Raw genomic sequence first — 26414 nt, 5'->3', positions numbered from 1 at the left:
ATGCGGCGCCGAGGACGGGTGTGGGCGCGGGGCGCGGCGGCGGTGGCCTGCTGCCTGGCGGTCCTGACGGGTTGCGGCGGCGGTGGCTCCACGGCCCTGCCGGACGGGGACGCGGCCGCGGCCGGTGGGCGCACCGCGCCGGCGGCGCCGTCCCGGGCGGTGCTCACCACGACGCCGGCCGACGGCGCGCAGGACGTGCAGCCGGAGGGCGCCGTGCGGGTGAACGCCGCGCAGGGCCGGCTGGTCTCCGTCCGGCTGGCCGACGCCAAGGGCACCGAGGTGCCCGGCACGATCGCCCCGGACGGCACCGGCTGGGCGCCGGACGGCCCGCTGCCGCTCGGCACCGCGTTCACCCTGGACTCCGTCGCCGAGGACGACCAGGGCCAGAAGGCGGCCCAGCACTCGGCGTTCACGACCGTCGCCCGGGCGCACACCTTCGTGGCCTTCTTCACCCCGGAGGACGGCTCCACGGTCGGTGTCGGCATGCCGGTCTCGCTGCGCTTCAGCCGTCCGATCACCGACCGGGCGGCGGTGGAGAAGGCCGTTCAGGTCGCCGCCGACCCGCCGGTGCCGGTGGCCGCGCACTGGTTCGGCGGCCAGCGGCTGGACTTCCGCCCGCAGCAGTACTGGGCGGCCGGCACCAGGGTCACGGTGGCGCTGCGGCTCAAGGACGTGCAGGGCGCGCCGGGGGAGTTCGGCACCCAGAGCCGGGACCTGCACTTCACCGTCGGCCGGGCGCAGGTCTCCACCGTCGACCTGGACGCCCACACCCTGACCGTCCGGGCCGGCCAGGGCGGCACGGTCGTCCGGGTGCTCAAGGTCTCCGGCGGCAGCCCGGACCACTCCACCTACCGGGGCGTGATGGTGGTGTCGGAGAAGTACAGGGTGACCCGGATGGATTCGCAGACCGTCGGCATGGGCGACGAGTACGACATCAAGGACGTCCCGCACGCCATGCGGCTCACCACCTCCGGCACCTTCGTGCACGGCAACTACTGGGCGGACCAGCGGGTGTTCGGCGCCGCCAACACGAGCCACGGCTGCATCGGGCTGGCAGACGCCAAGGGCGGGGCGAGCAAGGACTCCCCGGCGGGCTGGCTGTTCGAGCACACCATCCCGGGGGACGTGCTGGAGGTGAGGGCCTCGTCCGGGGACTTCGTGCCGCCGCAGAACGGGCTCAACGGCTGGAACGTGCCGTGGGAGCAGTGGGTGGCGGGGAGCGCGCTGCCGCAGGCGGCGTCGGCGGGGGCGTCCGAGTCCGGGGTTCCGTCGGCCGGGCTTCCGTCGGCCGGGGTGTCCGGGCCGGCCGGGCCGTCGGCCGTGGTTTCCGTGCCCGCTGTGCCGCCCGCGCCGACCGTGACGGCCGTGACGGCCGTGACGCCCGTGCCGTAAGGGGTTTCCGTCCCGTTCCGTCCCGACTTCACGGCTGCTTCACATGCCGTCAACCCGACTCCCCTCAGCTTTCACTCGGATGGCTTAGTTATCCTGCTCCGGCGCGTCCGGGGTCCGGCCGGAAAGATCGGCCGGACAGTGCAACTCATGGGGGCACTCAGCGCGTCAAGTGAGTGAATACCGGGAGGGGAGAAACCGTGAAGACGGGTAAGACGGCCGAGGCAGCGATACGCACCACCAACCGCTACGGGCGCAGGAGTGCGATGGCGCTGGTCATGGGTGGGGTGCTGCTGCTCACTGCCGCCTGCAATGACGACAAGGGCAGCGGTTCGGGGGGTTCGGGCGGTTCGGCGGCCGGCGGTGGCGCCTCGGCGTCGGCCGCGGCGGACGGGGGCGGGTCGGCCACGCCGAAGCCCTCGGCCGCGGTGCTCGCCGTCGAGCCGAAGGACGGTGCCCAGGACGTCCCGCCGAACGGGCTCCAGGTGTCCGTCTCCAACGGCAAGCTCACCACGGTCGAGGTGACCGACAAGGACGGCAAGCCGGTCGACGGGGCGATCACCCCGGACGGCGCCGGCTGGAAGCCCGCGGGGGCGCTCGCGGTCGGCATGGCGTACAAGGTGAACGCGCAGGCCAAGGACGGCGAGGGCCTGGTGGCCGCGTCCACCACCTCGTTCACCACCCTGACGCCGGACAAGAAGATCGCCACCAACGACAACATCAGCGACGGCGCCACCTACGGCGTCGGCATGATCGTCTCGGTGAACTTCAACAAGGACGTCAAGAACAAGGACGCCGTCGTCAAGGGCATCAGCATCGAGGCCAGCAACGGCACCGTGGTCAAGGGCCACTGGTTCGGCGACCGCCGGGTGGACTTCCGCCCGGAGCAGTACTGGGCGCCGGGCACCAAGGTGACCGTCAAGTACCGGCTGAAGAACGTCGAGGTCGCGCCCGGCATCTACGGCGACGTGGACAAGGACGAGCCGTTCACCATCGGCCGGTCGATGATCTCCACCGCGGACGCCAAGTCGCACCAGATGACCGTGGAGCGGGACGGCCAGAGCGCCACCCTGCCGGTCACCCTGGGCGCGGACGCCACGCCGTCCTGGGGCGGGACGATGGTGGTCATGTCCAAGGAGAAGGTCACCCGGATGAACTCGCAGACCGTCGGTCTCGGCGGCGAGTACGACATCCAGGACGTGCCGCACGCGATGCGGCTGACCACCTCCGGCACCTTCGTGCACGGCAACTACTGGGCCAGCCCGTTCGGCAAGACCAACGCCAGCCACGGCTGCGTGTCGATGCAGGACGTGAAGGGCGGCAGCGACAGCTCGGTCGCGGGCAAGTTCTTCAACGACTCGATGATCGGCGACCCGATCAAGGTCGTGAACACCAAGGAGAAGACCGTCGCGCCCTCGAACGGGCTGGGCGGCTGGAACGTGGACTGGGCCAACTGGTAGGCCCTACCCGCCGGAGGGCCCGGATACCCGGGCCCTCCGGCGAGTCCTTCGCAGCGCGGCCCGATCCTCACCCGTTGGGGTCGGGCCGCCGCGGTTTCCGGGGCGATCAGCCCCACGCGTGACGCAACCTTTCCGGTGGCCGGGTGCGTGCAGCCGGTCGGGTCCGTCGGGTCCACGGGGAGTTTCTCGGATCTTCTGAGGGAGGGAATCGACGTTGAGGTCGATACGCAGAGTGGTGGCGGTCGGTCTGGTCGGCGGGGCGATGACGCTGACGGCGGCCTGCGGCGGGGGCGGCGGGGGTGCGGGGGGCAGCGCGGCCAAGGCCGATCTGGGGGCCGGCGCGGCCGCTGCCACGCCCACGGCGCCCGCGGCGGCGCCCACCAGCGCGGTGCCGAAGGTCTCCACGGCCGCCGTGAGCATCGAGCCCAAGGCCGGCTCGGTGGACGTGGCGCCGAACGCGCTCAGGATCGGCGCGACCGGGGGCAGGCTCACCACCGTCAAGGTGAGCGACAAGGCCGGAAAGGAGGTCCCCGGCACCATCTCCGCCGACGGCGCCTCCTGGACGCCCACGGCCGGCCTGGAGGTGGGCACCGCCTACCAGGTCAGCGCGATGGCCGCGGACGCGAACGGCGCGGTCGCCACGGCGGACAGCAGCTTCACCACGCTGACGCCGACGGCGCTCGTCAAGGCCTCCGACAACGTGGACAACGACGCCACGTACGGCGTCGGCATGATCGTCTCGGTGAACTTCGGCAAGGACGTCAAGAACAAGGACGAGGTCCTGCGGGGCATCACCTTCCAGACCGACAACGGCACCGTGGTCAAGGGCCACTGGTTCGACGACCGCCGGCTGGACTTCCGCCCGGAGCAGTACTGGACGCCCGGGACCAAGGTGGTCGTGCACTACCGGCTCAAGAGCGTCGAGATCGCCACGGGGGTGTACGGCGCGGACCGGGACGAGCCCTTCACGATCGGGCGGTCCCAGGTTTCGACGGTTGACGCCGCGGCACACAAGATGACGGTCGTACGGGATGGTGTGTCGAGCGACATCGACATCAGCGCCGGCGCGCCCGAACACCCCACCTGGAACGGCACGATGGTGGTCATGTCCAAGGAGGGCGTGGTGCGGATGCAGTCCAGCACCCTGCCCGGGATGACCGGCGCGCCGTACGACCTCCAGGTCCCGCACTCGATGCGGCTGACCACCTCCGGCACGTACGTGCACGGCAACTACTGGAGCAGCAGCAGCACCTTCGGCGAGGACAACGTCAGCCACGGCTGCGTGGGCCTCAAGGACGTCGAGGGCGGCGGCGCCAACACCTCCATGGGCAAGTTCTACGACGGCTCGCTGGTCGGCGACGTGATGGTCGTGAAGAACTCGATCCGGAAGGAGACGCTCGACCCGGCGAACGGGCTGAGCGGCTGGAACATGCCGTGGAGCACCTGGTGACCGGCTGCTGAGGCGTGCGAGGGGTCAACCCGGGATTGACGGAAGTCGGCCCGGGTGACCCCTTCTTGCTTCCGGCATATGCCGACTCGCGGAGATCGTTTGCTCATTGTCCGTACGCGGCTGCTTGCGTTCCGCAATGATGGTCCGCATGGCGGGTTGGGGCGAAGCAGATCAGTCATCGGTTCCCGGGGTCGGCGCGGTGGCCGAGGTTTCCTGGATCGACGTCCAGGGCGGCGGGCTCTCGGCGCTGGAGCGGCTCACCTCCGAGGAACTGGAGGAGCTGTACTCCGGCAGACTGTGCGACCAGTCGGCGCCCAACGAGGTGCGGCTGCCGTCCCGGCCGGAGTCCGGCCCGGTGGCCCGCAGACTGGTGCTCTCCGTCCTGGAGTCCTGGGATCTCCACCAGTGCCTGGAGGCCGGGGAGTTGCTCACCAGCGAGCTGGTGGCCAACGCGGTGCGGCACGCCGCCGGGCGCACCATCGGCCTGCACGTCAGCCGCAAGCCCGGCTGGCTCCGGATCGAGGTCCGGGACTCCTCCCGGGCGCTGCCCTGCATGATCCTCGCCGAGGCCAGGCCGGTGAACGAGCGGGGTCGGGGGCTGAAGATCGTCGACGACCTCGCCGACCGCTGGGGCGCGGACCTGCTGCCGCGGGGCAAGGGTGTCTGGTTCGAGCTGAAGGTGCGCGAGCGGTCCTGAAGGTGCGCGAGCGGCCCTGAAGGTGCGCGAGCGGCCCTGAGGGGTCCGGGCGGGGCCGACGGTTTCCCCGGAAAACACGCAAGGCCCCCGGATTCGCCGTGGTCCGGCGGGCGGGGGCCCTTGCAGGTCATCGCGCCGGCCAAGGGGGTGCGTGCCGCGCGATGGGCGTCGGCAGTGCCAGGTCGGGCCCGCCGAAGTCATCGGCCCAGGGCGGCGTGCGGTGTCGCCCGCCGTTGGGCTGCTTCGACTATCGCACGGATCTCAGCATGCGGGCAAACCAGGCGTCTTGGAATGCAAGGCTTGTTACCTAGTTCACCTTTGGATTTTGCATAGGTTAACGCCATTGCCTGTGAATATTCACGAACGCGGCGATGTGACCATGGCTTGACGGGCTCGCGCGGCGTGCGCCCGGACCGCGGTCGGGGAGAGGCCGCCGGAGCGGGGCGGTCGGGTCGGGGGAGCGCCGTGGCAGGCGCGGCAGAGGCCGCCCAGTAGGGCGTGCGGGCGGCAGGGAGTGCGGCAGGCGGTGCACTCGGGGATGCGGGCGGCTGCCGGATCCGGGCGGGGGCGCTCCGGAGGCAGCTTGTCGATCAGACGGCGGCGGGTGAGGGCCGCCGCACTGTGGACCGGGGTGGGCAGGCCCGAGGTGAGGGCGTTCACGAAGAGGGCCAGGGTGGCGCCCCGGGCGAACCACTCGGCGGCGAGCGGTTCGAGCGCTTCGCAGTCGGTGGCGGAGAGGGAGAGGCGGGCGTCCGCGAGGCCTAGGCCCGCGAGGGCGGCGTAGGCGGCCGAGGCGGGGGAGGTGTGGTCGCGCGGTCGCTCCTCCGGGGGATCGGGCGCCGAATCCGTTGACGCCTCCCCGGTGTCCCGGGCGTCCCCGGTGGCGAGGAAGTGGTTCCACCAGGCGTCGGGGCGGGGCGTCCGGGAGAAGTAGGTGCGGAACACCCACTGGGGCCGTTCGGCGTTCACGCGCTCCCGGACGCGCCGCAGGTGACCTGCGGCGGAGAGCCTGTTGAGGGCCGTGCGGCAGGCCATCTGCCCGAACAGGGGCTGGTGTGCGGCGAGCGTCTTCACGTCCATCGCGGCGCCGTCGGGGAGCTGGTTGATCAGGCTGGCGAGGTACGCCTCGCGGGCCGGGAGGTGGGTGAAGTCATCGGCGGCCGGGGGAAGTTGCCCGGGGGCGGACTGCTTGCCGTATCCGGGGGAGGCCATGACGGTAGAGTCGTGGGTAGCCACAGGATCGAGTCCTTGTCGATCGTGCCGGTCAGACCCCCGTTCGGTGTTGGTAGCACCGGCGGGGGTTGTTTCGTTGGTGCGCACGCTACATGGAGAAACCGATTGTGGCGAAGTGATGACGATAAGTCATATCTGCTGCGTACTGGGGTGGTTGGAAGGTGGTTACCCACCCGTTCCATTAAGGGGTCACTCGGGCTCGGTGGCTTGAGCTTCGGCCGCGAAGGCAACGAAGGCCGACCAGGCGGCGGGGGAGAAGGCGAGGGTCGGACCGGCTTTGTCCTTGGAGTCGCGGACGTGGATGGTGGTGGGGGAGGGGGCGACTTCGACGCAGTTGCCAGCGTCGTGGTCGCTGTAGCTAGAGCGGAACCACGGCATGGTGGCGTTCATAGTTGCTCCAGTGTCTTTCGGATGAGCTGTGCTGATTCCTGCGAGTTCAGGGCTTGTGAGCGGATCATCGCGTGGCGTCGGCTGAGCTGGCCTACGAGTCGTGGTTCGGAGTGAAGAGCGTTCGTCAGATGCGTCTCAACATACGCATACTGCTCATTGTTGATCGTTTCCAAGATGGTGAGCGATCCCGAGAGTCCGGAAGGGGGCATCTGCTTGGTAGGTACGATCTGGATTTGGATGTTGCGTGAGTCCTCGAACTCAAGCAGCCGATGGAGCTGCTCCTTCATGACCTCCTTGCCACCGATGGAAGTGTGGAGGGCCGCTTCATAGATGGTGAAACTGAACAGCACCTCGGGCTCCATGAGCCTCTCTTGTCGCTTGAGGCGAGACGCCACACGTTCTTCAATGGTGGCGCTGTCCACAGGGGGCATGTGGCGGCTGAGGATCGCCCTGGCATAGTCCTCGGTCTGCATCAAGCCCGGGATATAGAGAGCCTCAAAGAAGTAGCAGGCAGCTGCCTCCTTCTCGGCGTCGAAGAAAACATCACTGCGCGCCGGCTTGGTCTCCGGAAGAAGATACGGCTCGGCCGCCACCAGCATCCCCTTCGCGTCGCACAACTCATCCGCCACCTGAAGCAGCTTGAGAGACGGCTTCCGCCTCCCCGCCTCCATCGACCGCACGCTCTCGATGTCGTAGCAGGCCTCCTTGCTCAGCTGCTCCCGGGTCACGCCCGCCTTCGCACGCCACCGCTTGAGCTGATCGCCGCAGTACTTCCACGACATCGGGTTCTCCTTCGGCGCGCTCATCGCCGGTGCCCCTCCCTGCCCTGGTCACAGGGCGGTCAAGCTCTCGCTGTACATATCGCGTTACTGCTGAGGCTATGCCCGGCTGCCGACGCTTGAAGGGTGAAATGGCCGAACTCAGCTCTCCCGAGTGAAGCCGTCCGTACGCCCCCCCAAGGACTCTGATGCTCACTCACCCCGTCGATGTCGTCGAGTGGATGTTCCCCCGCCTCCCTCGCAGCGCCGGCCGTGCCCGGATCCGTTTCATCCGGCAGGCCTTCGAGTGGGAGGTGCCCGTCGACTCCGCCGAGACCGGGCTCGTCCTCCTCAGCGAACTCGTCACCAACGCCTGCCGTCACGCCCGTTCCCAGCGTGACCGGATGATCGGCGTCCGCGTCCTCCTCCCCACCGACTCCCTCCTCCGCATCGAGGTCTCCGATGCGAACGCCAGCCTCCCGACCCTGCGCCACGCCACCCTCGACGACGAGTCGGGCCGTGGCCTCGGACTCGTCGCCTCCCTCTCCACCTCCTGGGGCGCCCACCTGCGCGGTGAGGGCTACATCGGCAAGACCGTCTGGTGCGAACTGGCCCTCCCCACCCCGGCCAACCCGCACGGCTGAGCCCGTCCTCCGGGCGCACGCAACTGACGTCGCGCCGGAGCGCGTCCTGATCTTCGACGGCGCCGGAAAGTCGCCGCCCGAGAGGATCAGGAGACCACCGTGCGCCCCCTTCCCTGGCCGCCGTCCGCCCCGATCAGGACCGAGCGGCTCGTGCTCCGCGAGCCCGAGGCCCGGGACCGTGCGGCGTTCATCGAGCTGCTGGCCTCGCCGGAGGTGAACACCTACCTCGGTGGGGCCCGGCCGCGGGACGAGATCGAGCGCGAGATGCCGGGGGCGCCCAGCCGCAGCCCCGGCGTCCTCGCGGTCGATCTCGACGGGGAGACGATCGGCCAGGTCCTGCTCCGCAAGGAGGCGGGGCGCGTCGGCCGGGTCGGCGAGAGGGCCGAGCTCGGCTACCTGTTCCTGCCGCGGGCGTGGGGGCGCGGCTACGCCGCCGAGGCGTGTGCGGCGGCACTCGACTGGTTCGCGGGCGTGCTCCCCGGCGAGCCGGTGGTGCTCGCCACCCAGACCGCGAACCTCCCCTCGATGCGCCTCGCGGCGAAGCTGGGCTTCACCGAGGTGGAGCGCTTCGAGGCCTTCGGCGCCGACCAGTGGCTCGGCCTGTGGTCCCCGCCACCGGCCCGCGACTGACCACAAGGTTCGCCGCCCGCACAGGAAGTCGGCCCGCCCGACTTCCTGTGCTCACCCCCCCGGGGGGTCAGTTCCACGGTTCCCCGTCGGGGTCTTCGCCCAGCACCTTCGCGGCGGCCACGCAGAGGTCCCTGCCGTAGATCTGGTTGCTGCCGTACTCGGAGCCCCACAGGTCGGTCGCGGCCCGGGCCACGGCGCGCCAGCTGAACTCCTCGTCGACTCGCCACGTGCGAATCTGCAGGGCCATCTCCGTGGTGACCGTTGCCGGGTCCACAAGGTTGGGTTTCATTCCGCCGACCCTAAGGCGTGTCCGACAGTTCCGGCCGGGCCTTCGGTCAGTCCTTCGCCTCGACCTCGACGGCGGCCCGGATGTCCAGCGTGCGCCGGGCCAGTTCCTCGGGCTCGCCGGCGCCCGTCGCGTCGATGACGATGCCGACGGTGTTGCCGTCAGCCCAGGCGCAGGTGGTCAGGGACACGGCCGGGTAGTCGAGCACCGCGCAGTCCAGCGCGCCGCCGAGGGGGCCGGCCGGGTAGTCCTGGCGGTCGACCACCGGGTTGTCCGACGGGTCGATCGTCGTCTGCGTGCCGAAGTACTTGTCCAGCTCCCACCGGACGTCCGAGAAGCTGCCGGTCAGCCCGATCACGGTCAGCGTGGTTTCGGTCGACCCGGCGGCGCCGTAGCCGGCCACCGTCAGCTCCCGGTACGGCTGCAGGGCCGTCATCTGCCGGTCGTAGTCGGCGCGCAGGGCCAGAGTGCTGTCCGCGTCCGGGAGCCGCACTTGGTCGCCGATCCGGTCCGCGAGCACGATCCGGTGCCGCGTCGGGGCGCCGGCCCCGGTCACCGCCGCGACGGTCACCGCGGCGAACAGGGCGACGACCACGACCGCCGCGATCACAACATTGCGGGGCACCCGCCGGTACCAGGGCAGCGGAGCCACCGGCTCCAGGGTGTTCGCCCAGATCGCCCGGAGGCCGCTGGGCCTCTCGGCCCCCTGGGCACTCTCGGAAGCGGTCGTATCGTCATTCTGCACGGGGCCGGATCCTACGGCAGCGCCCGGAAGGCCCGCCGGGGGTTTTCCGGGCGCCGACGCCTCCGGTGGCAGCCGCATCCCCAGTGGGGCGTCGGCAACCAAGCCTGTATTCGGGGCGAACCATGATGACGCCCTCCGAACAGGGCGAAGGCCTCCTGATGGCCGGCTGCGCAGGAAGTCGGCCCCGTCGACTTCCTGCGCGGCCCGGGTGTTCCCCGCGGCGTCCGGCGGGACACACACGCGCACGCGCCCCCGGCCGCTCCCGCACGCCACTACCGGCTCGTGCGGTGCCGCGCCAGATTGGTCACCGACCGTTGGACCCGACCGAAGGGACGCTGCGATGGGTGAGCACGAGAAGCAGCCGCCGGACCCCGGGCAGGGAACGCCGCCGCCCAACAACAGCGACAGCAAGGTCGAAGTTCCGCCGCCGGGCAACGGGAAGCACAAGAAGTGACGGCGAGCGACGGCGGCGGCTTGACCGGACACCGGGCAGGCCTGCACACCGAGATGGAGCGGTGCGGGGCGTGGCCGGCCGGCTCGCCGTGGCTGCGCGAGGCCTTCGCCGCGCTGCCCCGGGACGGGTTCGCGCCGGACCGGCTGTGGCGGTGGGACGGTCGGTCCTACGTGTCGCTCGACCGCGCGGTGGATCCGGACGGCTGGGCGGACGAGCTGTACTCCGGGGTCCACTCCCCGGCGGTCACCCAGCTCACCGGCGGCCGGCCGTCCTCGTCGCTGTCCGCCCCCTCCGTGGTGGCGGACATGCTGGACAGCCTCCGGGTGGAGCCGGGGCACCGGGTGTGGGACGTCGGCACGGGGCAGGGCTGGACGGCGGCGCTGTCCGCCTGGCGGGCCGGGCCGGGCCGGGTGGTCACCACCGAGGTCGACGAGCACCTGGCCGCGTTCGCCCGGGCCAGGCTCGCGGACGCCGGGCTCGACGTCGAGGCGGCGGCCGGGGACGGTACCGGTGGCGGGGTGCCGGGCGGCGGCCCGGTCGACCGCCTCCACGCCGCCTACGCCGTCGAGACCGTCCCCTGGTCCTGGGTGGCGGCGGTCCGGCCGGGCGGACGGATCGTCTACCCCTGGGGACGGCTCGGACACGTCGCGCTCACCGTCGCCGACGACGGTGCCAGTGCTTGGGGATGGGTCCAGGGCCTGGCCCAGTTCATGGGCGACCGGCACGCTCCGGCCCAGGCCGGCACCGGCAGCGCCGCCTATGCCGCAGTGCGTGGCGACGCCGAACCCGAAACCCGACGGACAGTTGACCGCGACCTGGCCCCACTGGAGGACTGGCACCTCCGGTTCGCGCTGCGCGTCGCCGTCCCGGACGCCGTGCTGCTCACCGCCCGGGACGCCGACGGCATCAACGCCTGGGTCCACGACGGCCACCGGTCATGGGCCACGCTCGTGGCCCGGGGCGATGGCGAGCCGCCGCTGCTGTCGCAGGGCGGGCCGCGCCGCATCGGTGACGAACTGCTGGCCGCCTGGTCCCAGTGGGAGGACCTGGGGCGTCCCGACCTGTACGACTACGGCGTCACCATCACCCCCGACTCCCAGTGGGCCTGGCAGGGCGACCCGGACACCGGCCCGCGCTGGCCCATCGGATCCCCGCACCCGGCCGCGCGGTGACCATGAGCAGTGCCGATCGAGGAGCCTCGGTGTTCACGCCCGGTGTTCACGCCCGGGGCTCCTCGACCGTTTCCGTCGCCTTCGAGCCCGGCCCCTCCACCTGAGGTCCGCCGCGCAGGAAGTCGGCCCGGCCGACTTCTCACGCAGCGCGGCCCACCGACGACCGCCCGGGGTCAGGAGATCGAGAAGCCCATCCGGTTCACCACCGGGGTCATCGGCACGTACATCACCTGCGCGTAGCAGGTCGTCGGGTGCGCCGTGGACCCGGCCGGGCAGCCGACCTCCGACCGGGCGGCCACGATCACGCCGCGGGCCTCCATGTCGCCGTTCGGGCCGGACGGGTTCGCCAGTGCCGGGCCGCCGCTGTCGCCCTTCGCGGCGATCGCCCGGCGGTCGCCGCCCTTCGACTCCGCGACGTCCACCGGCTTGATCCTCGTGCCCTCGTCGTTCGTCGTCTCCACGTCGACCCGCTTGATCTGCACGTCGCACTTCCACCCCGACTGGGCACCACTGAGGCAGATCAGGTCCCCGACGTTGTTCCGCCCGGCGCCGTACGTGTGCCGGGACGAACCGCCCCTGTCCGACCAGGCGCCGTCGTAGAACCGGCCGCCGCCGCTCCCGCTGATCGCGATCATGCCGACGTCCAGGCCGTCCCCGACCGAGGACAGGTCGCCGATGTAGCTCCCGGTGCCGTTGTAGTACCGGCCGCCGCCGCAGTGCGCGGCGGTCAGTACCACCTTCGTCCCGCCCTTCCAGCCGCTGAACGCCGTCGAGCAGAACGACGCCTTTCCGGTGCTCACCTCGGCACCCGCGTAGTGCGGCGCGCTGTCGGAGTGCCGGCTGCCGGACAGTGCGACCGGGGTCTCCTCGACGCCGGCCGTCACCGGCATCCCGGCGATCCCGGCGGCCTGCCGGGAGTACGCCTGTACGGCCGTGTCACCGCCGGTCAGCTGCTTCGCCTTCGCCCGCGCGTACGTGATCGCGATGGCGGTGCCGTCCTCCTGCGGGCCGATCGACGTCCACGCGTCGGGCGCCACGGCGGCGGTGAACCGGTCGATCGCGGCGCGCATCTCGGCGCGGGAGTACGGGCTCCGGTGGACGTCGACGGTGTACCCGGGGCCGGCGCTCGCGGCGTTCGCGTCGAGTAGGGAGCGGACCTCGGCCGGGGCCTCGCCCTTCCAGTAGATGTCGGCGTGCTGGTTCGCCGGGTCGATCACCGTCCCGGCATAGCCGACGGCCGCCGGATCCCCGGACTCCACCCAGTCCTGCACCGGGTCCGTCATGCGGTGGAGCAGCTGCTGGGCCTGCGGTTCGCGGAGCACCGGCAGGCTGACGGACAGGTACGGCTCGTCCTGAACGGTGTCGACGGCGACCAGGCCGGAGGCGACCACGGTGGTCAGGACCAGGGACAACGCGAGGCGGGAGCGGCGCACGGGCGGGTCCTTCCGGCATGTGTCGACGGGTCGGTACTCAGCGTAGGGGTGGATGAACGGTCCGCTACGTCCGGACGTCGCGGCCCGGGCCGGCAGTCGGTGCACGCGTGGGGCAACGCGCCCCCGGGAGGGGCGGGGCGGCGTCCCGGGGGCGGGTGGGGCGCCTGCGGCCCGGGCTCGGTCCGTTCCGGCCCGGTCCGGTGGCGGCCGCGCAGGAAGTCGGGCCCGTCGACTTCCTGCGCGGGCGGATAGCATCGGGCCCGTGAACCTGTACTGGCACGTCGTGCTGCCACCGCTCAGCGCCTGATCGGGCGCGCGCTTCGGTGGCTTGACCCCTGCGACCCCGGCCCGGCCCGATGGCGGCCGCCGTGGGCCGACGGCGTGCGCCCGTTCTCGGAACCAGTTCCCCCGACGGTTTTCGACGACGGAAGTCCACGACTGTGCCGAATCGTTTGTCCTCGCCCGCCCGTTCCCTTCCCACGGCTCCCCGCCGCACCCGCCCGCGCGGTGGCGCGGGGCCGATCCTGATCGCCGCCGTCCTCTGGGGCACCACCGGGACGGCCAGTTCGCTGGCGCCCGACGGGGCCCCGGCGGCGGGGATCGGGGCCGCCGGGCTGGTGCTCGGCGGGCTCCTGCTGCTCCTCACCGACCGCGCCGCCCGCGTGCTGCCCCGGAAGTGCGGGCCGCGCGAACGGTGGCTGCTCGCCGCCGGCGCGGTCGCGGTGGCCGGGTATCCGGTCACCTTCTACCCGGCGGTCGGCCGTACGGGCGTGGCGGTGGCCACCGTGATCGCGCTCGGCAGCGCGCCGGTGTTCACCGGGCTGCTCGGCTGGCTCACCCGGCAGGGGCGGCCGGGCGGGCGGTGGGCCGGGGCCACGGCGCTGGCCGTGCTCGGCTGCGCGCTCCTGGTGCTGGGCCCCGAACTCGCCGGGGGCGGTGGGGTGGTGGACCCGCTGGGGGTGCTGCTGGCGGCGCTCTCGGGGCTCTCGTACGCCGGGTACTCGCTGATCGGCGGGCGGCTGATCACGGCCGGGCACCCCTCGGGCGGAGTGATGGGCGCGATGTTCGGCGGCGGCGCACTGATCGTGCTGCCGGTGCTGCTCGCGGGTGACCCGGAGTGGCTCGCCTCGGCGCGCGGGGCGGGCGTGGTGCTGCACCTCGCGGTGGTCACCACCTTCCTCGCGTACTGGCTGTTCGGCCGCGGCCTGCGGCACACCACCGCCCAGACCGCCACCACCCTGACCCTCGCCGAACCGGCCGTCGCGGCGGTACTCGGCGTGGCCGCCCTGGGCGAGCGCCTGCCGGCGCTCTCCTGGTGCGGCCTCGCCGTCCTCGCCGCCGGCCTGGCCGTCCTGGCGCTCCCGGGGCGGCGGTAGCGGCACGCCTCGCGCAGGAAGTCGGCCCGGCCGACTTCCTGTGCGGCAGTGGCGAGTTCGCGGAAGCCGGTTGCCGTCGGTGGTCCCGTCCTGTTGGGCTTGCGGGCGGCGGGCCCGACCGGGGCCGCCGACTTCCTTGCCGTACGAGGGGATTCCCGTCATGCCCGACAGCGCCACCGGCCCGCTCGACCTGCTCGCCCGCTACCGGCGGGCGATGCTCGACCTGGACGCGGACGCCCTGGCCGACCTCTACGCGGAGGACGGGGTGCACGAGTTCCCGTTCCTGTTCCCCGGGGTGCCCGAGCGATACCGGGGACGGGAGGAGATCCGGGCCGGGTACCGCGCGATCTGGGGCCCGAGTGCGGCGCGGCCGCGGGAGATCCGGGAGGTGGCCGTCCACCCGGGGGCCGATCCGGAGGTGCTCACCGTCGAGCAGCAGGTGGTCGGGACGCACGCCGGCACCGGCGAGCCGTTCACCGTGCCGGGCCTGCTGGTGATGCGGGCCCGGGGCGGGCAGCTGGTGCACGTCCGGGACTACATGGACGGCCTGGGCGTGGCCCGTGCGATGGGGCGGCTGGGTGCCGTCGCCGCGCGGCTGGAGGCCGGGGAGTAGGGCGCCGGCCCGGCCGGCCTCCGGCGCGGGCCGGTCAGAGGGCGAAGTGGGCGGCGATGCCGTCGAGGACGCAGTCGAGGCCGGTCTCGAACTGCCAGTCGGGGTCGTCCTTGCGGGTGGCGGTGTGGAGGTAGCGCCGGTAGTTGGGGTAGCGGCCGGTGTCCATCAGCCAGGTCATCCGGGGGGCGAGGCCGGCCCGGGTCTGGTCGCCGTCGGACCAGCCGCGCTCGCGGCGCAGGGTGTTCAGGGTGACCTCGGTGGTGACCGAGCCGTGGACGTAGCCGGTGACGGTGCGGAACACCGCCATGGTGGTGTCGGCGTCCAGGCCGTGTTCGGCCAGGGCGGCGAACGCGTGCTCGGGGACGGCGAGTTGGTGGGGGCTGAGGGAGAACGGGGTGGCCGCCCGGACGGTCCACGGGTGGGCCAGGTGCATGGCCCGCAGGTTGAGGGCCAGGGCGCGCATGGTGTCCCGCCAGTCCTCGGCGGGGGTGCCCAGCGGGAGCCGGCCGTAGACGAAGTCGACCATCAGCTCGATGAGCTCGTCCTTGCCGGAGACGTACCGGTAGGCGGCCATCGGGGCGACGCCGAGTTCGGCGGCGAGCCGGCGCATGGTGACGGCCTCCAGGCCCTCGGCGTCGGCGACGGCGACGGCGGCCTCGGCGATCCGCTGCGGGGTCAGGGTGGTGCGCGGTGCGGGGGCCGGGCGGGCCAGGCGCTCCCAGAGCGAGGCCGGGGGCCTGTCGTCGCCGGCGGGGGTGTCCCCGGCTGGGGCCTGCTGAGCGGGCACGGGGAGGGCTCCTTCCGACTGGGGTCGGGCCCACCGTAGCACTCCGCGTGTACGGCGTATCCACAGTGGACGACGTACACGCTGATGTGTACGTTGTATCCGACAGATACGCCGTACACAGCATTCGTCCCGGAGGGGGATTCCCATGTCCACGGAGCAGAGCCTGACGGAGCAGCACCTGAAGGAGCGGCACCTGAAGGTCGCCGTCCTCGTCGGCAGCACCCGCGAGGGCCGCTTCGGCCCGGTGGTCACCGACTGGCTGCTCGGCCACCTGGAGGCCCACGGCGACCTGACCGCCGACCGGATCGACCTGGTGGAGACCCCGCTGCCCACCACCTTCCCGTCCTTCGGCGGCGAACTCCCGCCGGGCGACGCCGAGTTGCTGGCCGCCGTGTCGCCCCGACTGGAAGCGGCCGACGCCTTCGTGATCGTCACGCCCGAGTACAACCACAGCTTCCCGGCCCCGCTGAAGAACGCCATCGACTGGCACAACCGGCAGTGGCACGGCAAGCCGGTCGCCTTCGTCTCGTACGGCGGCCTGTCCGGGGGTCTGCGGGCCGTCGAACAGCTCCGGGTGGTGCTGGCCGAGCTGAACGCGGCGACGATCCGCAACACGGTGAGCTTCCACGGCGCCGGCCAGTGCTTCGACGCCGACGGCAAGGCGATCGACCCGGCCGCCGACGCCGCCGCCAAGACCATGCTCGACCAGCTCGTCTGGTGGGCCCAGGCGCTGCGGGACGCCCGCCGGGCCCGCCCGTTCGCGGCCTGAGCCGGGGCAGGGGGCGGACACCATGGCCACGGAACCGGTCGAGGAGCAGGTCGGGGGAAAGGCCGAGAGGCAGGTCGAGCGGCAGGCCGAGGGCCAGGCCGAGGAGCGGCCCAAGCCGCCGTTGCTCGGTGTCATCGGGCTGATGCTCGGCATCTTCCTCTCGGCCCTCGACGGGCAGATCATCGGCACCGCGCTGCCGACCGTCGTCGGCGACCTCGGCGGACTGGAGCACCTCTCCTGGGCGGTCACCGCCTACCTGCTGACCTCCGCCGCGGCCACCCCGCTCTGGGGCCGGCTCGGCGACCTGTACGGGCGCAAGGGTGCCTACCAGTGGGCGGTGGTGGTGTTCCTGGCGGGCTCGGTGCTGTCCGGACTCGCCCAGGACATGGGGCAGTTGATCGCTTTCCGGGGCCTCCAGGGGATCGGGGCGGGCGGGCTGATGGTCGGCGCGCTCTCGGTGATCGGGGTGCTCGTCCCCGCCTCCGACCGGGCGCGGGTGCAGTCGGTGGTCGGCGTGCTGATGCCGATCGCCTTCGTCGGCGGACCGCTGCTCGGCGGCTTCCTCACCGAACGCCTCAGCTGGCGCTGGGCCTTCTACGTCAACCTGCCGGTCGGGCTGGTCGCGCTGCTCGCGGTCGGCGTCGGGGTACGGCTGCGGACCGAGCGGGTGCGCGCCCCGTTCGACCGGGCCGGGGTCGTCCTGCTGACCACCGGCATCCTCGCGCTCACCCTGGTCAGCAGCTGGGGCGGCACCGCCTACTCCTGGACCTCCCCGGTGCTCCTCGGCACGGCGTTCGTCGCGCCGGCCGCGCTGGGCTGGTTCGTCCGGACCGAACTGCGCGCCCCCGGGCCGCTGATCCCGCCCGCGCTGTTCCGCGACCGCAACTTCACGGTGGCGCAGGTGCTCGGCTTCCTCGCCGGCGCGGTGATGATCGCCCTGGTCGGCTACCTGCCGCTCTACCTGCAACTGGCCCGGGGCGCCTCGCCCACCGCCGGCGGCCTGCTCCTGCTGCCGCTGATGCTCGGCATGATGGGCACCCAGCTGGTGACGGCGCGGCTGATGGGCCGGCCGGGCGGCGAGCGGCGCTACCCGCTGCTGGGCGGCGCGCTCACCCTGGTCGGCGGCGCACTGCTGCTGCTCCTGCGCACCGACACCCCGATCGCCCTGGCCTCGGCCCTCACGGCCGTTGCCGGGATCGGCCTCGGCCTGGTGATGCAGAGCACCCTGCTGACCTCGATGGGGGCCGTGCCGCCCCAGGACATGGGCGCGGCGATGGGCGTGGTCACGCTGCTGCGGAGCATCGGCGGCTCGCTCGGCATGGCGGCGCTCGGCGCGGTCTACACGGCGCGGCTCACGGACTCCCTCACGGAGCGCCTCGGGTCCGCCGAGGCCGGCCGGCTCACCGGCGGCGGGCTGACCCCGGCCTCCCTCGACGGCCTCCCGGCGGAGGTCCGTGACGCCGTCGGTGCGGCGGTCACCGGCGGCCTGCACGGCACGGTCGTGGGCGGGGTCCTGCTGGCGGCCGCGGCGACGGCCTTCGCCTGCCTGGTCCGCCCGAGCCGGGCCCCGGAGCCGGCCGGAGCCGGAACCCGGACCGATGCCCCGGCGGAGACGAAGGCCGATGCCCCGGCGGAGACGAAGGCCGAAGCCCGGGCGGAGACGAAGGCCTGAGGCGTACGGGGCACGCGAAGCGGCCCCCGGCGGAGCAGGACTCCGCCGGGGGCCGCCAGGCTGTCGGGATCAGCGGGTGATCAGCACTCGATGACGTTCACGGCGAGGCCGCCGCGCGAGGTCTCCTTGTACTTGATCTTCATGTCGGCCCCGGTCTCCTTCATCGTCTTGATCGCCTTGTCCAGCGAGACGTGGTGCCGTCCGTCGCCGCGCAGGGCCATCCGGGCCGCGGTGACGGCCTTGACGGACGCCATGCCGTTGCGCTCGATGCAGGGGATCTGGACGAGGCCGCCGACCGGGTCGCAGGTGAGGCCGAGGTTGTGCTCGATGCCGATCTCGGCGGCGTTCTCGACCTGCTCGGGGGTGCCGCCGAGGACCTCGGCGAGGCCGCCCGCGGCCATCGAGCAGGCGGAGCCGACCTCGCCCTGGCAGCCGACCTCGGCGCCGGAGATGGAGGCGTTCTCCTTGAAGAGCATGCCGATGGCGCCGGCCGCGAGCAGGAAGCGGACGATGCCGTCGTCGTCGGCGCCCGGGATGAAGTTCAGGTAGTAGTGCAGGACGGCCGGGATGATCCCGGCGGCGCCGTTGGTCGGCGCGGTGACCACCCGGCGCCCGGAGGCGTTCTCCTCGTTGACGGCCATCGCGTAGAGGGTCACCCACTCCATCGCGTTGGCCGGCCCGATGCCCTCGGCGCGCAGCGCACGGGCGCCGGACGCGGCCCGGCGGCGGACCTTCAGCCCGCCCGGCAGGATGCCCTCGCGGGACATGCCGGCCCGCACGCACTCCTGCATCACGGACCAGATCTCCAGCAGACCGGTCCGGATCTCCTCCTCGCTGCGCCAGGCCTTCTCGTTCTCCAGCATCAGGCCGGAGATCGACAGGCCGGTCTCCCGGCTGAGCCGCAGCAACTCGTCACCGGTGCGGAAGGGGTACTTCAGCGCGGTGTCGTCGGGCTTGACCCGGTCCGCGCCGATCGCGTCCTCGTCCACCACGAAGCCGCCGCCGACCGAGTAGTAGGTCTTCTCCAGCAGGGTCGAGCCGTCCGCCGCGTACGCCCACAGGGTCATGCCGTTGGCGTGGTACGGCAGCGAGCGGCGGCGGTGCAGGACCAGCTGGGTGTCCGGGTCGAAGTCGATGGTGTGCTCGCCGACCAGGTTGATCCGCTTCTCGGCGATGATCCGCTCGACGTCCTTGTCGGCCTGGTCGACGTCGATGGTGCGGGGCGAGGCGTTCTCCAGGCCCAGCAGGACGGCCTTCGGGGTGCCGTGGCCGTGGCCGGTGGCGCCGAGCGAGCCGTACAGCTCGGCGCGCACCCCCGTCACCCCGTCCAGGAGGCCTTCGGAGCGCAGTCGGCGGGCGAACATCCGGGCGGCGCGCATCGGGCCCACGGTGTGGGAGCTCGACGGGCCGATGCCGATGGAGAAGAGGTCGAAGACGCTGATGGCCACGGGGGACGTCCTTGTCTGGTCTCGTGGAAGGACTTGCGGGCAGGGAGGGGCCGACACGGGACGGGGCACCGCGCGCACTGTCCAGTGTGCGCGGTGCCCCGGGGTGCCAGGTACGCCGGAGGGGTGAGGCCGGTCACCCCGCCCGAACGATCACCGGAGTGATCAGAGGTTCGGGTACAGCGGGTACTTGTCGGCCAGGGCGCTGACCCGGGCCTTCAGTGCGGTGGCGACGGTCTCGTCGAAGGCGGGCTTGAGCGCCTCGGCGATGATGTCGGCGACCTCGCGGAAGTCCTCGGCCTGGAAGCCGCGGGTGGCGAGGGCCGGGGTGCCGATGCGCAGGCCCGAGGTGACCATCGGCGGGCGCGGGTCGTTCGGGATGGCGTTGCGGTTGACGGTGATGCCGACCTCGTGCAGGCGGTCCTCGGCCTGCTGGCCGTCGAGCTGGCTGTTGCGCAGGTCGACCAGGACCAGGTGGACGTCGGTGCCACCGGAGAGCACGCTGGCGCCGGCCTCGGCCACGTCGGCCTGGAGCAGGCGCTCGGCGAGGATGCGGGCGCCGTCCAGGGTGCGCTGCTGGCGCTCCTTGAACTCCTCCGAGGCCGCGACCTTGAAGGCGACCGCCTTGCCGGCGATCACGTGCTCCAGCGGGCCGCCCTGCTGGCCGGGGAAGACCGCGGAGTTGATCTTCTTGGCGAACTCGGCCTTGGACAGGATGACGCCGCCGCGCGGGCCGCCCAGGGTCTTGTGGGTGGTGGTGGTGACCACGTCCGCGTACGGCACCGGGTTCGGGTGCAGCCCGGCGGCCACCAGGCCGGCGAAGTGCGCCATGTCCACCATGAGCAGCGCGCCGACCTCGTCGGCGATCCGGCGGAACGCGGCGAAGTCGAGCTGGCGCGGGTAGGCCGACCAGCCGGCGATGATCAGCTTCGGCTGGTGCTCCTTGGCGAGGCGCTCGACCTCGGCCATGTCGACCTGGCCGGTCTTCTCGTCCACGTGGTACGCGGCCACGTTGTAGAGCTTGCCGGAGAAGTTGATCTTCATGCCGTGGGTCAGGTGACCGCCGTGGGCCAGGCTCAGGCCCAGGATGGTGTCACCCGGCTGGATCAGCGCGAACATCGCGGCGGCGTTGGCCTGCGCGCCGGAGTGCGGCTGGACGTTGGCGTGCTCGGCGCCGAACAGTGCCTTGATGCGGTCGATCGCGATCTGCTCGACCACGTCGACGTGCTCGCAGCCGCCGTAGTAGCGGCGGCCGGGGTAGCCCTCCGCGTACTTGTTGGTCAGCACCGAGCCCTGGGCCTCCATGACCGCCACCGGGGCGAAGTTCTCGGAGGCGATCATCTCCAGGGTGGTCTGCTGGCGGTGCAGCTCGGCGTCGACCGCGGCGGCGATCTCCGGGTCGAGGGCGTGCAGGGACTGGTTGAGAACCGTCATGGTGTGGTCTTCCCGGGAGGAGGAGGGAAAGGGGCCGGGGCGGGGCGGACCGCCGTGCGCGGCCCGTCCCGTCGGGTGGCTCAGCCCTGGGGGTTGATGAGCGCGTCGTACTCGTCGGCGCTGAGCAGCTCGTCGGTGGCCTCGACGCGCACCTTGAACAGCCAGGCGTTCCCGAACGGGTCCGCGTTCACGGAGGCCGGGTCGTCGATGACGTCCTGGTTGATCTCGGTGACCTCGCCGGTCACCGGGGAGTACAGGTCGCTGACCGACTTGGTGGACTCCAGCTCGCCACAGGTCTCGCCGGCGGTCACGGTGTCGCCGACCTCGGGCAGCTGCACGTAGACGATGTCACCGAGGGCGGTGGCGGCGTGCTCCGTGATGCCGACCGTGGAGACACCGTCCGCGGCCGCGGTCAGCCACTCGTGCTCCTTGGTGTACTGCAGGTGCTGGGGGTTGCTCATGGCGTCATTCTCCAGGATGGGAAGCGGGTACGACGAAGCGGGCCGCCGCGCGGACGGCCGCGACGTGCGCAAACGGAAAAACGGGGGCCGCGGCGAAGGCTCAGCGGGCGCGCTTGTAGAACGGCAGCGCCACGACCTGGACGGGCTCGTGCTTGCCGCGCACGTCCACCGCGACGGTGCTGCCGGGGGCGGCGTGGGCGGCGTCGACGTAGGCCATCGCGATCGGCTTGCCCAGGGTCGGGGACGGCGAGCCGGAGGTGATCCGGCCGATCGGCTCGCCCTCGGTGGAGACCACGGTGTACTCGGCGCGCGGAACCCGCTTGCCCTCGGAGACCAGGCCGACCAGCACCTTCGGCGGGTTGGTCTCGGCCGCGGCGGCGGCCTGCTCCAGCGCCTTGCGGCCGATGAAGGCGCCCTCGTTGGTGGTCTTGTCGAAGCGGACGACCCGGCCCAGGCCGGCGTCGAACGGGGTGAGGTCGGTGGACAGCTCGTGCCCGTACAGCGGCATGCCGGCCTCCAGGCGCAGCGTGTCGCGGCAGGACAGGCCGCATGGGATCAGGCCGTGGCCCTCGCCCGCGGCGGTCAGCGCCTGCCAGACCGCCTCGGCGTCGGCCGGACGGCAGAAGATCTCGAAGCCGTCCTCACCGGTGTAGCCGGTGCGGGCGAGCAGCACGTCGCGGTCGGCCACCCGGGCCGGGAGGATCGCGTAGTACTTCAGGCCGGGCAGGTCGGCGTCGGTGGTCTTCGCCAGGATGCCGGTGGCCTCCGGGCCCTGGACGGCGATCAGCGCGTAGGTGTCGCGGTCGTCGGTGACGACGGCGTCGAAGCCCTTGGCGCGGGCGATCAGCTCGTCGAGGACCAGCTGGGCGTTGGAGGCGTTGGCGACGACCAGGAAGGCGTCCTCGCGCAGGCGGTAGACGATCAGGTCGTCCAGGATGCCGCCGTCCTCGGCGCAGATCATGGTGTAGCGGGCGCGCAGCACGCCCAGCGCGGAGACGAAGCCGACCAGCGCGTGGTCCAGCATCTCGCCCGCCTGCGGGCCGGTGACGGTGATCTCGCCCATGTGCGAGAGGTCGAACAGACCGGCCTGGGTGCGGACCGCGAGGTGCTCCTCGCGCTCGCTGCCGTAGCGCAGCGGCATGTCCCAGCCGGCGAAGTCGGTCATGGTCGCGCCGAGGGCGCGGTGCAGCGCGTCGAGCGCGGTCAGGCGGAGGGACGACATGGCCAGGAACTCCTCGGTCGGGGCACTCAGGGGTGCACGCGCCGGACCGGACCCGCTGGGGGCCGACCCTGCGCGCGGGCATGCGGCGGCGTGGGTCTCCCCATCTGTCGTCGAACCTGAGAGCTTCACCGCCCGCCGCCCGCAGCTGTTTCCAGCTTGGGGGACAGCATGACGGCTTGCACCGTGGGTGGGCGCACGACAGGGCCGGGCGCCGCTTTCCAGATGTGCCTAACCCGTGCGGTAGGGGTGCCTGAGAGATTCCGGGGAGGACTTGCTCCTTCGGCGCCGGCTGTGCCTGAACGGCACTCCGGGCTCTCCCGCGCGGGTTCGAGCGGCCGGTATGGAGTTGTGGGGGCCCGCGGCGCATGCCGTCGGACGGGCACATCATGGCACGTCCGGGACGGAGAGGGGAGAGGGGACCCGGTCACACCGCGCGGCATCCGGACGCCGGCCCGCGCGGCACCCGGACGCGGGCCCGGGACGGCACCCGGGACCGGGGCCCGCGGGGCACCCGAACACGAGCCCTAAAGGGGAGGGCCCGGGGGCCCTAGACTGCTGCGCGTCGGCGCAGCAGAGGGCGGCCGAGCGGCAGAGGGCGGGATCGGCGGCGCATGGGGTACCCGGTGGAGCAGCAGCAGGGGTGGGGCGGACCGCAGGAGGCGCCGGCGGGCGGTTCCTGGCCGGCCAACGAGCTGGAGCAGGTGCTGACCGCGGCCCTGGGCGACCCGGGCGCGACGCCGCGGGTGATCGAGGTGCTGGCGCGCAGCCAGGTGTGGGTGCCGCTGCCGGCCGGGGCCGATCCGCAGGGGCAGGCACTGGACCTGCCGACCGTCGAGCTGGGCGGCGACCCGTACGTGCCGGTGTTCTCCTCGCAGGAGGTGTTCCTCCAGCAGGCACCGGGGATGGCCTTCGCGGTGGCGCCGGTGTGGGAGTTCGCCCGCGGGCTGCCGCTGGGCGTGGGCATCGCGGTGAACCCGGACGCGGCCGTGGGCATCCCGGTGCCGCCGCAGGGGGTCGCCGAGCTGCGGCGCGGTCCGCGCGGGGACCGCTGGGAGGCCGCCGACGACGCCGCGGCGCCGACCGGCGGCCGGGTGGCGCTGCGCGAGCCGGTGCCGGGCGAGGACCCGGAGCACTTCCTGGCCGCCTGCCGGGGCGAACTGTCGGTGCTGCCGGGAGTGTTGACCGCCCGCAGGGCGCTGGCCAGCATCGAGGGCGAGCCGACCGTGATGTTCGTGGGCGTCCAGCTGGACCCGGCGGTACCGGCCGATCCGGCCGCGGTGAACGACGCGCTCGGCCGAGCGCTGGGAACCGCGCCGCTGCCCGGCGGCGTCCACCTCGTACTGCTCGACCTCGCCGACGACCCGGTGGTCGAGTGGCTGCTCACCCGGGTACAGCCGTTCTATTCGCGGGGCTGAGCGGGGTTCGTATCAAAGGCACGTCGCCGTGGCGGTGGCCGGTGCAGCGCCATAGGGTGCGTGCAGACGGCCGACGGGCCGGCGGGTTGAGGGAAAGAGGCGCGGCGAGGTGGGCGCATGAGTGCGGGAACGGGAGCGGGCGGTGTGCCGGGGCCCTGGGGCCAGGCACCGGCCGGGCGCCCGGGAGCTGATCCCGGCGCGTTGGAGCGCGCCCTGCGCGACGTCGCGCCGGAGCGCTACGACGCGTACGAGCGGCTGCTGCACGCGCTGGCGGACGGCCAGGTCTGGATGCTGCTGTGGCACGGCACGCCGGGCAGCCCGGACGCCCAGTACGGGAACATGGAGATCAGCGGCCACGGCTACGCGCCGGCCGTCACCTCGTCCGAGCAGCTGACCGCCTCCGGCTGGGCGCGGGCCCACGAGGTCATCTCCGGCCGGGAGATCGCGGCCTCGCTCTACCGCACCCGCTGGGGCCTGTGGCTCAACCCGCACGCGCCCGGCGGCGGCGTCGGCGTGCCCTGGGCGGACCTGCGGCGGATCGCCGCCGGCCTGGACCGGCTGCCGGCCGGGCCGTTGAAGCTGAGCGAGCCGCAGCTGAACGCCCAGTCGTTCTTCGCGCTGCTGGAGCGGCAGGCCGCCGAGGTGCGCGCGGTGCGGGCCCTGCGCCGGGCCTGGGTGCAGCCCGCGGTGGGGGAGCCGTACCTGGCCATCGGCCTCGACCTGTACGAGAGTTCGCCGCCGGCGGTGGAGGCGGTGCGGGCGCTGATGCAGCGCGCGATCGCGGTGGCCCCGGAGGGGCTCGCGGTGTCGACGGTGGCGATGTCGGACGAGTACGACCCGGTGGCGCTGTGGATGCGCGCCAACGCGCGGCCGTTCTTCGACCGGGAGGCGGGCCGCCCGCCGACCGGTCCGTACCCGCCGGTGCCCCCGCCGCCGTACCCGGGGCAGTCGATGCCGGGTTACGGGTACGGCACCCAGCCGCCGGCGCAGGGCTGGCAGCAGCAGCCGCCGCAGCGGCCGTGGCCCGGCTACCCCGGGCGCTGATTCCAAAACCCATTCCCCGAAGCCGACTTGATTGTCCATCAAGTCGGCTTCGATGCTTTCCGGACGAATTTCCGGATGTGTGCTCAGGTCATCTTGACATGGCAGTTACAGCCATGTGAAGAGGTATATGCCGAAGACCGGGGAGGTGCATGCACGCAGATCACAGTTGGGCATCTGTCGGTTGGCAGGGCTGGCGCAAGCCAGTTCGGATGGCAGAGAGTTCTGCGCAACGCACCGCGCGTGCTTGAACCCCACAAGGGCGAGCGCGCACGCCGACAGTCCGCCCACGCGACGCCCATCCCGCGTGGTGGCAGTGCCTGTGCACGACGCACTGCCGTCAACACCCGCTCCTCCTAAGCACCTCCGCACGTCCGCAGCCGCACCGCCGAAGCCGGCGACCGGCACCCGTGGGCCGGCCACCGTCGGCGAGGGGACCAACTGACCATGACCGCAACCGTGACCACCGCCGGGAACGATCCGGAGGCACCCGCCACCGCAAGCCCGGCCAAGAAGATCGAGGGCCGCTCCCTCGGCCAGATCGCCTGGACCCGCTTCAAGCGGGACAAGGCCGCCGTCGCCGGCGGCGTCGTGGTGATCCTGCTGATCCTGCTCGCCGTGCTCGCCAAGCCGATCGAGTCGATGTTCGGGCTCGACCCGGACGCCCTCCACCAGGACCTGCTGGACGCCGACCTCGGCGGTCTGCCGTTCGGCGACTGGGGCGGCATGAGTTGGGACCACCCGCTCGGCGTCGACCCCCTCCAGGGCCGTGACCTGCTCACCCGCGTCATCGAGGGCTCCTGGGTCTCCCTGCTGGTCGCCTTCGGCGCGACCCTGCTGTCCAACACCATCGGCACCGTGCTCGGCATCATGGCCGGCTACTACGGCGGCTGGGTGGACACCCTGATCAGCCGGGTGATGGACGTCTTCCTGGCGTTCCCGCTGCTGCTCTTCGCCATCGCGATCTCGACCTCGCTCCAGGGCGGCGCGTTCGGCCTGCACGGCCTGCCGCTGCACATGCTGGTGCTGATCTTCGTGATCGGCTTCTTCAACTGGCCCTACATGGGCCGGATCGTGCGCGGCCAGACGCTCTCGCTGCGCGAGCGGGAGTTCGTCCACGCGGCCCGCAGCCTGGGCGCGCGCGGACCGTTCATCCTGTTCAAGGAACTGCTGCCCAACCTGGTCGGTCCGATCCTGGTCTACTCGACCCTCCTGATCCCGACCAACATCCTCTTCGAGGCCGGGCTGAGCTTCCTCGGCGTCGGCATCCAGCCCCCGCAGGCCTCCTGGGGCGGGATGCTCCAGGACGCGATCCGGTACTACCAGGTGGACCCCCAGTACATGGTGGTCCCCGGCCTGGCGATCTTCGTCACCGTGCTCGCCTTCAACCTGCTCGGCGACGGGCTGCGCGACGCCCTCGACCCCAAGAACAACTGAC

25 protein-coding genes and 1 riboswitch are annotated in these 26414 nt (G+C 72.3%); of the genes, 14 read left to right on the top strand and 11 right to left on the bottom strand.

Annotated elements, in window-relative coordinates:
- The 4 genes from ACFVVA_RS18745 (at position 1) to ACFVVA_RS18730 (ending at position 4996) form a co-directional block, all read left to right on the top strand.
- A complete protein-coding gene (locus tag ACFVVA_RS18745) occupies positions 1 to 1392 on the top strand; it encodes an Ig-like domain-containing protein (protein ID WP_387690836.1) in 1392 nt (463 codons plus the stop codon).
- Positions 1393 to 1589: 197 nt separating this feature from the next.
- A complete protein-coding gene (locus tag ACFVVA_RS18740) occupies positions 1590 to 2849 on the top strand; it encodes an Ig-like domain-containing protein (protein ID WP_387690834.1) in 1260 nt (419 codons plus the stop codon).
- A 214-nt stretch (positions 2850 to 3063) separates the two neighbouring features.
- The gene (locus ACFVVA_RS18735; protein ID WP_387690832.1) at positions 3064 to 4299 is read left to right on the top strand and encodes an Ig-like domain-containing protein; all 1236 of its coding nucleotides are present in this window, start codon (positions 3064 to 3066) and stop codon (positions 4297 to 4299) included.
- Positions 4300 to 4498: 199 nt separating this feature from the next.
- On the top strand, positions 4499 to 4996 hold the full coding sequence (locus tag ACFVVA_RS18730) for an ATP-binding protein (protein WP_387690830.1): 498 nt from the start codon (positions 4499 to 4501) through the stop codon (positions 4994 to 4996).
- Between the two features lie 357 nt (positions 4997 to 5353).
- Here the strand turns inward: ACFVVA_RS18730 and ACFVVA_RS18725 are convergent, their stop codons facing one another.
- The 3 genes from ACFVVA_RS18725 to ACFVVA_RS18715 form a co-directional block, all read right to left on the bottom strand.
- Positions 5354 to 6208: a hypothetical protein gene (locus ACFVVA_RS18725; RefSeq protein WP_387690828.1), complete on the bottom strand. Its 855-nt coding sequence runs from the start codon at positions 6206 to 6208 to the stop codon at positions 5354 to 5356.
- A 210-nt stretch (positions 6209 to 6418) separates the two neighbouring features.
- Entirely contained in the window at positions 6419 to 6619 is a 201-nt protein-coding gene (locus ACFVVA_RS18720; RefSeq protein ID WP_387690826.1) for a DUF397 domain-containing protein, read from the bottom strand.
- Positions 6616 to 7425, bottom strand: a complete 810-nt coding sequence (locus ACFVVA_RS18715; RefSeq protein ID WP_387690824.1) for a helix-turn-helix domain-containing protein — start codon at positions 7423 to 7425, stop codon at positions 6616 to 6618. The genes ACFVVA_RS18720 and ACFVVA_RS18715 overlap by 4 nt, the downstream gene beginning before the upstream one ends.
- Before the next feature lie 161 nt (positions 7426 to 7586).
- Here ACFVVA_RS18715 and ACFVVA_RS18710 point away from each other — a divergent pair, with 161 nt between their 5' ends.
- Entirely contained in the window at positions 7587 to 8021 is a 435-nt protein-coding gene (locus ACFVVA_RS18710) for an ATP-binding protein (protein WP_387690822.1), read from the top strand.
- Positions 8022 to 8120: 99 nt separating this feature from the next.
- Entirely contained in the window at positions 8121 to 8651 is a 531-nt protein-coding gene (locus ACFVVA_RS18705; protein ID WP_387690820.1) for a GNAT family N-acetyltransferase, read from the top strand.
- 67 nt (positions 8652 to 8718) lie between these two features.
- Here the strand turns inward: ACFVVA_RS18705 and ACFVVA_RS18700 are convergent, their stop codons facing one another.
- Together ACFVVA_RS18700 and ACFVVA_RS18695 are read right to left on the bottom strand one after the other, a co-directional pair.
- A complete protein-coding gene (locus tag ACFVVA_RS18700; RefSeq protein ID WP_387690818.1) occupies positions 8719 to 8940 on the bottom strand; it encodes a hypothetical protein in 222 nt (73 codons plus the stop codon).
- A gap of 46 nt (positions 8941 to 8986) precedes the next feature.
- Positions 8987 to 9682 (bottom strand): hypothetical protein, encoded by a 696-nt coding sequence (locus tag ACFVVA_RS18695; RefSeq protein WP_387690817.1) that lies wholly within the window; start codon positions 9680 to 9682, stop codon positions 8987 to 8989.
- 474 nt (positions 9683 to 10156) lie between these two features.
- Between ACFVVA_RS18695 and ACFVVA_RS18690 the strand changes: the two genes are divergently transcribed.
- Positions 10157 to 11308 carry a protein-L-isoaspartate O-methyltransferase gene (locus tag ACFVVA_RS18690; RefSeq protein ID WP_387690815.1) on the top strand — a complete coding sequence of 384 codons (1152 nt, stop codon included), beginning with the start codon at positions 10157 to 10159 and terminating at the stop codon, positions 11306 to 11308.
- 173 nt (positions 11309 to 11481) lie between these two features.
- Here ACFVVA_RS18690 and ACFVVA_RS18685 read toward each other — a convergent pair whose 3' ends face one another.
- Positions 11482 to 12741 carry a hypothetical protein gene (locus tag ACFVVA_RS18685; protein WP_387690813.1) on the bottom strand — a complete coding sequence of 420 codons (1260 nt, stop codon included), beginning with the start codon at positions 12739 to 12741 and terminating at the stop codon, positions 11482 to 11484.
- A 440-nt stretch (positions 12742 to 13181) separates the two neighbouring features.
- Between ACFVVA_RS18685 and ACFVVA_RS18680 the strand changes: the two genes are divergently transcribed.
- Positions 13182 to 14117 carry an EamA family transporter gene (locus ACFVVA_RS18680; RefSeq protein WP_387690811.1) on the top strand — a complete coding sequence of 312 codons (936 nt, stop codon included), beginning with the start codon at positions 13182 to 13184 and terminating at the stop codon, positions 14115 to 14117.
- Between the two features lie 160 nt (positions 14118 to 14277).
- A complete protein-coding gene (locus ACFVVA_RS18675) occupies positions 14278 to 14730 on the top strand; it encodes a nuclear transport factor 2 family protein (RefSeq protein ID WP_387690810.1) in 453 nt (150 codons plus the stop codon).
- 34 nt (positions 14731 to 14764) lie between these two features.
- Here the strand turns inward: ACFVVA_RS18675 and ACFVVA_RS18670 are convergent, their stop codons facing one another.
- Complete coding sequence (locus tag ACFVVA_RS18670) at positions 14765 to 15517, bottom strand: TetR/AcrR family transcriptional regulator (RefSeq protein WP_387690808.1); 753 nt, start codon at positions 15515 to 15517, stop codon at positions 14765 to 14767.
- 145 nt (positions 15518 to 15662) lie between these two features.
- Between ACFVVA_RS18670 and ACFVVA_RS18665 the strand changes: the two genes are divergently transcribed.
- The gene (locus tag ACFVVA_RS18665) at positions 15663 to 16286 is read left to right on the top strand and encodes an NAD(P)H-dependent oxidoreductase (protein WP_359901474.1); all 624 of its coding nucleotides are present in this window, start codon (positions 15663 to 15665) and stop codon (positions 16284 to 16286) included.
- A gap of 22 nt (positions 16287 to 16308) precedes the next feature.
- Positions 16309 to 17958, top strand: a complete 1650-nt coding sequence (locus ACFVVA_RS18660) for an MDR family MFS transporter (RefSeq protein WP_387690805.1) — start codon at positions 16309 to 16311, stop codon at positions 17956 to 17958.
- Between the two features lie 80 nt (positions 17959 to 18038).
- Here the strand turns inward: ACFVVA_RS18660 and ACFVVA_RS18655 are convergent, their stop codons facing one another.
- The 4 genes from ACFVVA_RS18655 to gcvT form a co-directional block, all read right to left on the bottom strand.
- Positions 18039 to 19406 (bottom strand): L-serine ammonia-lyase, encoded by a 1368-nt coding sequence (locus tag ACFVVA_RS18655; RefSeq protein ID WP_387690803.1) that lies wholly within the window; start codon positions 19404 to 19406, stop codon positions 18039 to 18041.
- A 162-nt stretch (positions 19407 to 19568) separates the two neighbouring features.
- Entirely contained in the window at positions 19569 to 20837 is a 1269-nt protein-coding gene (gene glyA / locus ACFVVA_RS18650) for a serine hydroxymethyltransferase (RefSeq protein ID WP_387690801.1), read from the bottom strand.
- Between the two features lie 80 nt (positions 20838 to 20917).
- Positions 20918 to 21298, bottom strand: coding sequence for a glycine cleavage system protein GcvH (gene gcvH / locus ACFVVA_RS18645; RefSeq protein ID WP_387690799.1), 381 nt, complete (start codon positions 21296 to 21298; stop codon positions 20918 to 20920).
- 100 nt (positions 21299 to 21398) lie between these two features.
- Positions 21399 to 22520: a glycine cleavage system aminomethyltransferase GcvT gene (gcvT, locus tag ACFVVA_RS18640; protein WP_387690797.1), complete on the bottom strand. Its 1122-nt coding sequence runs from the start codon at positions 22518 to 22520 to the stop codon at positions 21399 to 21401.
- Between the two features lie 228 nt (positions 22521 to 22748).
- Positions 22749 to 22850: riboswitch (glycine riboswitch) on the bottom strand.
- 281 nt (positions 22851 to 23131) lie between these two features.
- On the opposite strand from gcvT, the gene ACFVVA_RS18635 reads away from it, so the two are divergent.
- From ACFVVA_RS18635 to ACFVVA_RS18625, 3 genes are all read left to right on the top strand, one after another.
- Positions 23132 to 23935 (top strand): enhanced serine sensitivity protein SseB, encoded by an 804-nt coding sequence (locus ACFVVA_RS18635; protein ID WP_387690795.1) that lies wholly within the window; start codon positions 23132 to 23134, stop codon positions 23933 to 23935.
- Positions 23936 to 24052: 117 nt separating this feature from the next.
- Positions 24053 to 24979, top strand: a complete 927-nt coding sequence (locus ACFVVA_RS18630; protein WP_387690793.1) for an enhanced serine sensitivity protein SseB C-terminal domain-containing protein — start codon at positions 24053 to 24055, stop codon at positions 24977 to 24979.
- 444 nt (positions 24980 to 25423) lie between these two features.
- On the top strand, positions 25424 to 26413 hold the full coding sequence (locus ACFVVA_RS18625; protein WP_359901496.1) for an ABC transporter permease: 990 nt from the start codon (positions 25424 to 25426) through the stop codon (positions 26411 to 26413).
- The last annotated feature ends 1 nt before the right edge of the window (position 26414 follow it).

The sequence above is a fragment of the Kitasatospora sp. NPDC058048 genome (assembly GCF_042885555.1).
Taxonomy (GTDB): Bacteria; Actinomycetota; Actinomycetes; order Streptomycetales; family Streptomycetaceae; genus Kitasatospora; species Kitasatospora lactacystinica.
The sequence above is the reverse complement of the archived record's forward strand: the minus strand, read 5'-3'. Positions and strand labels throughout refer to the sequence as shown.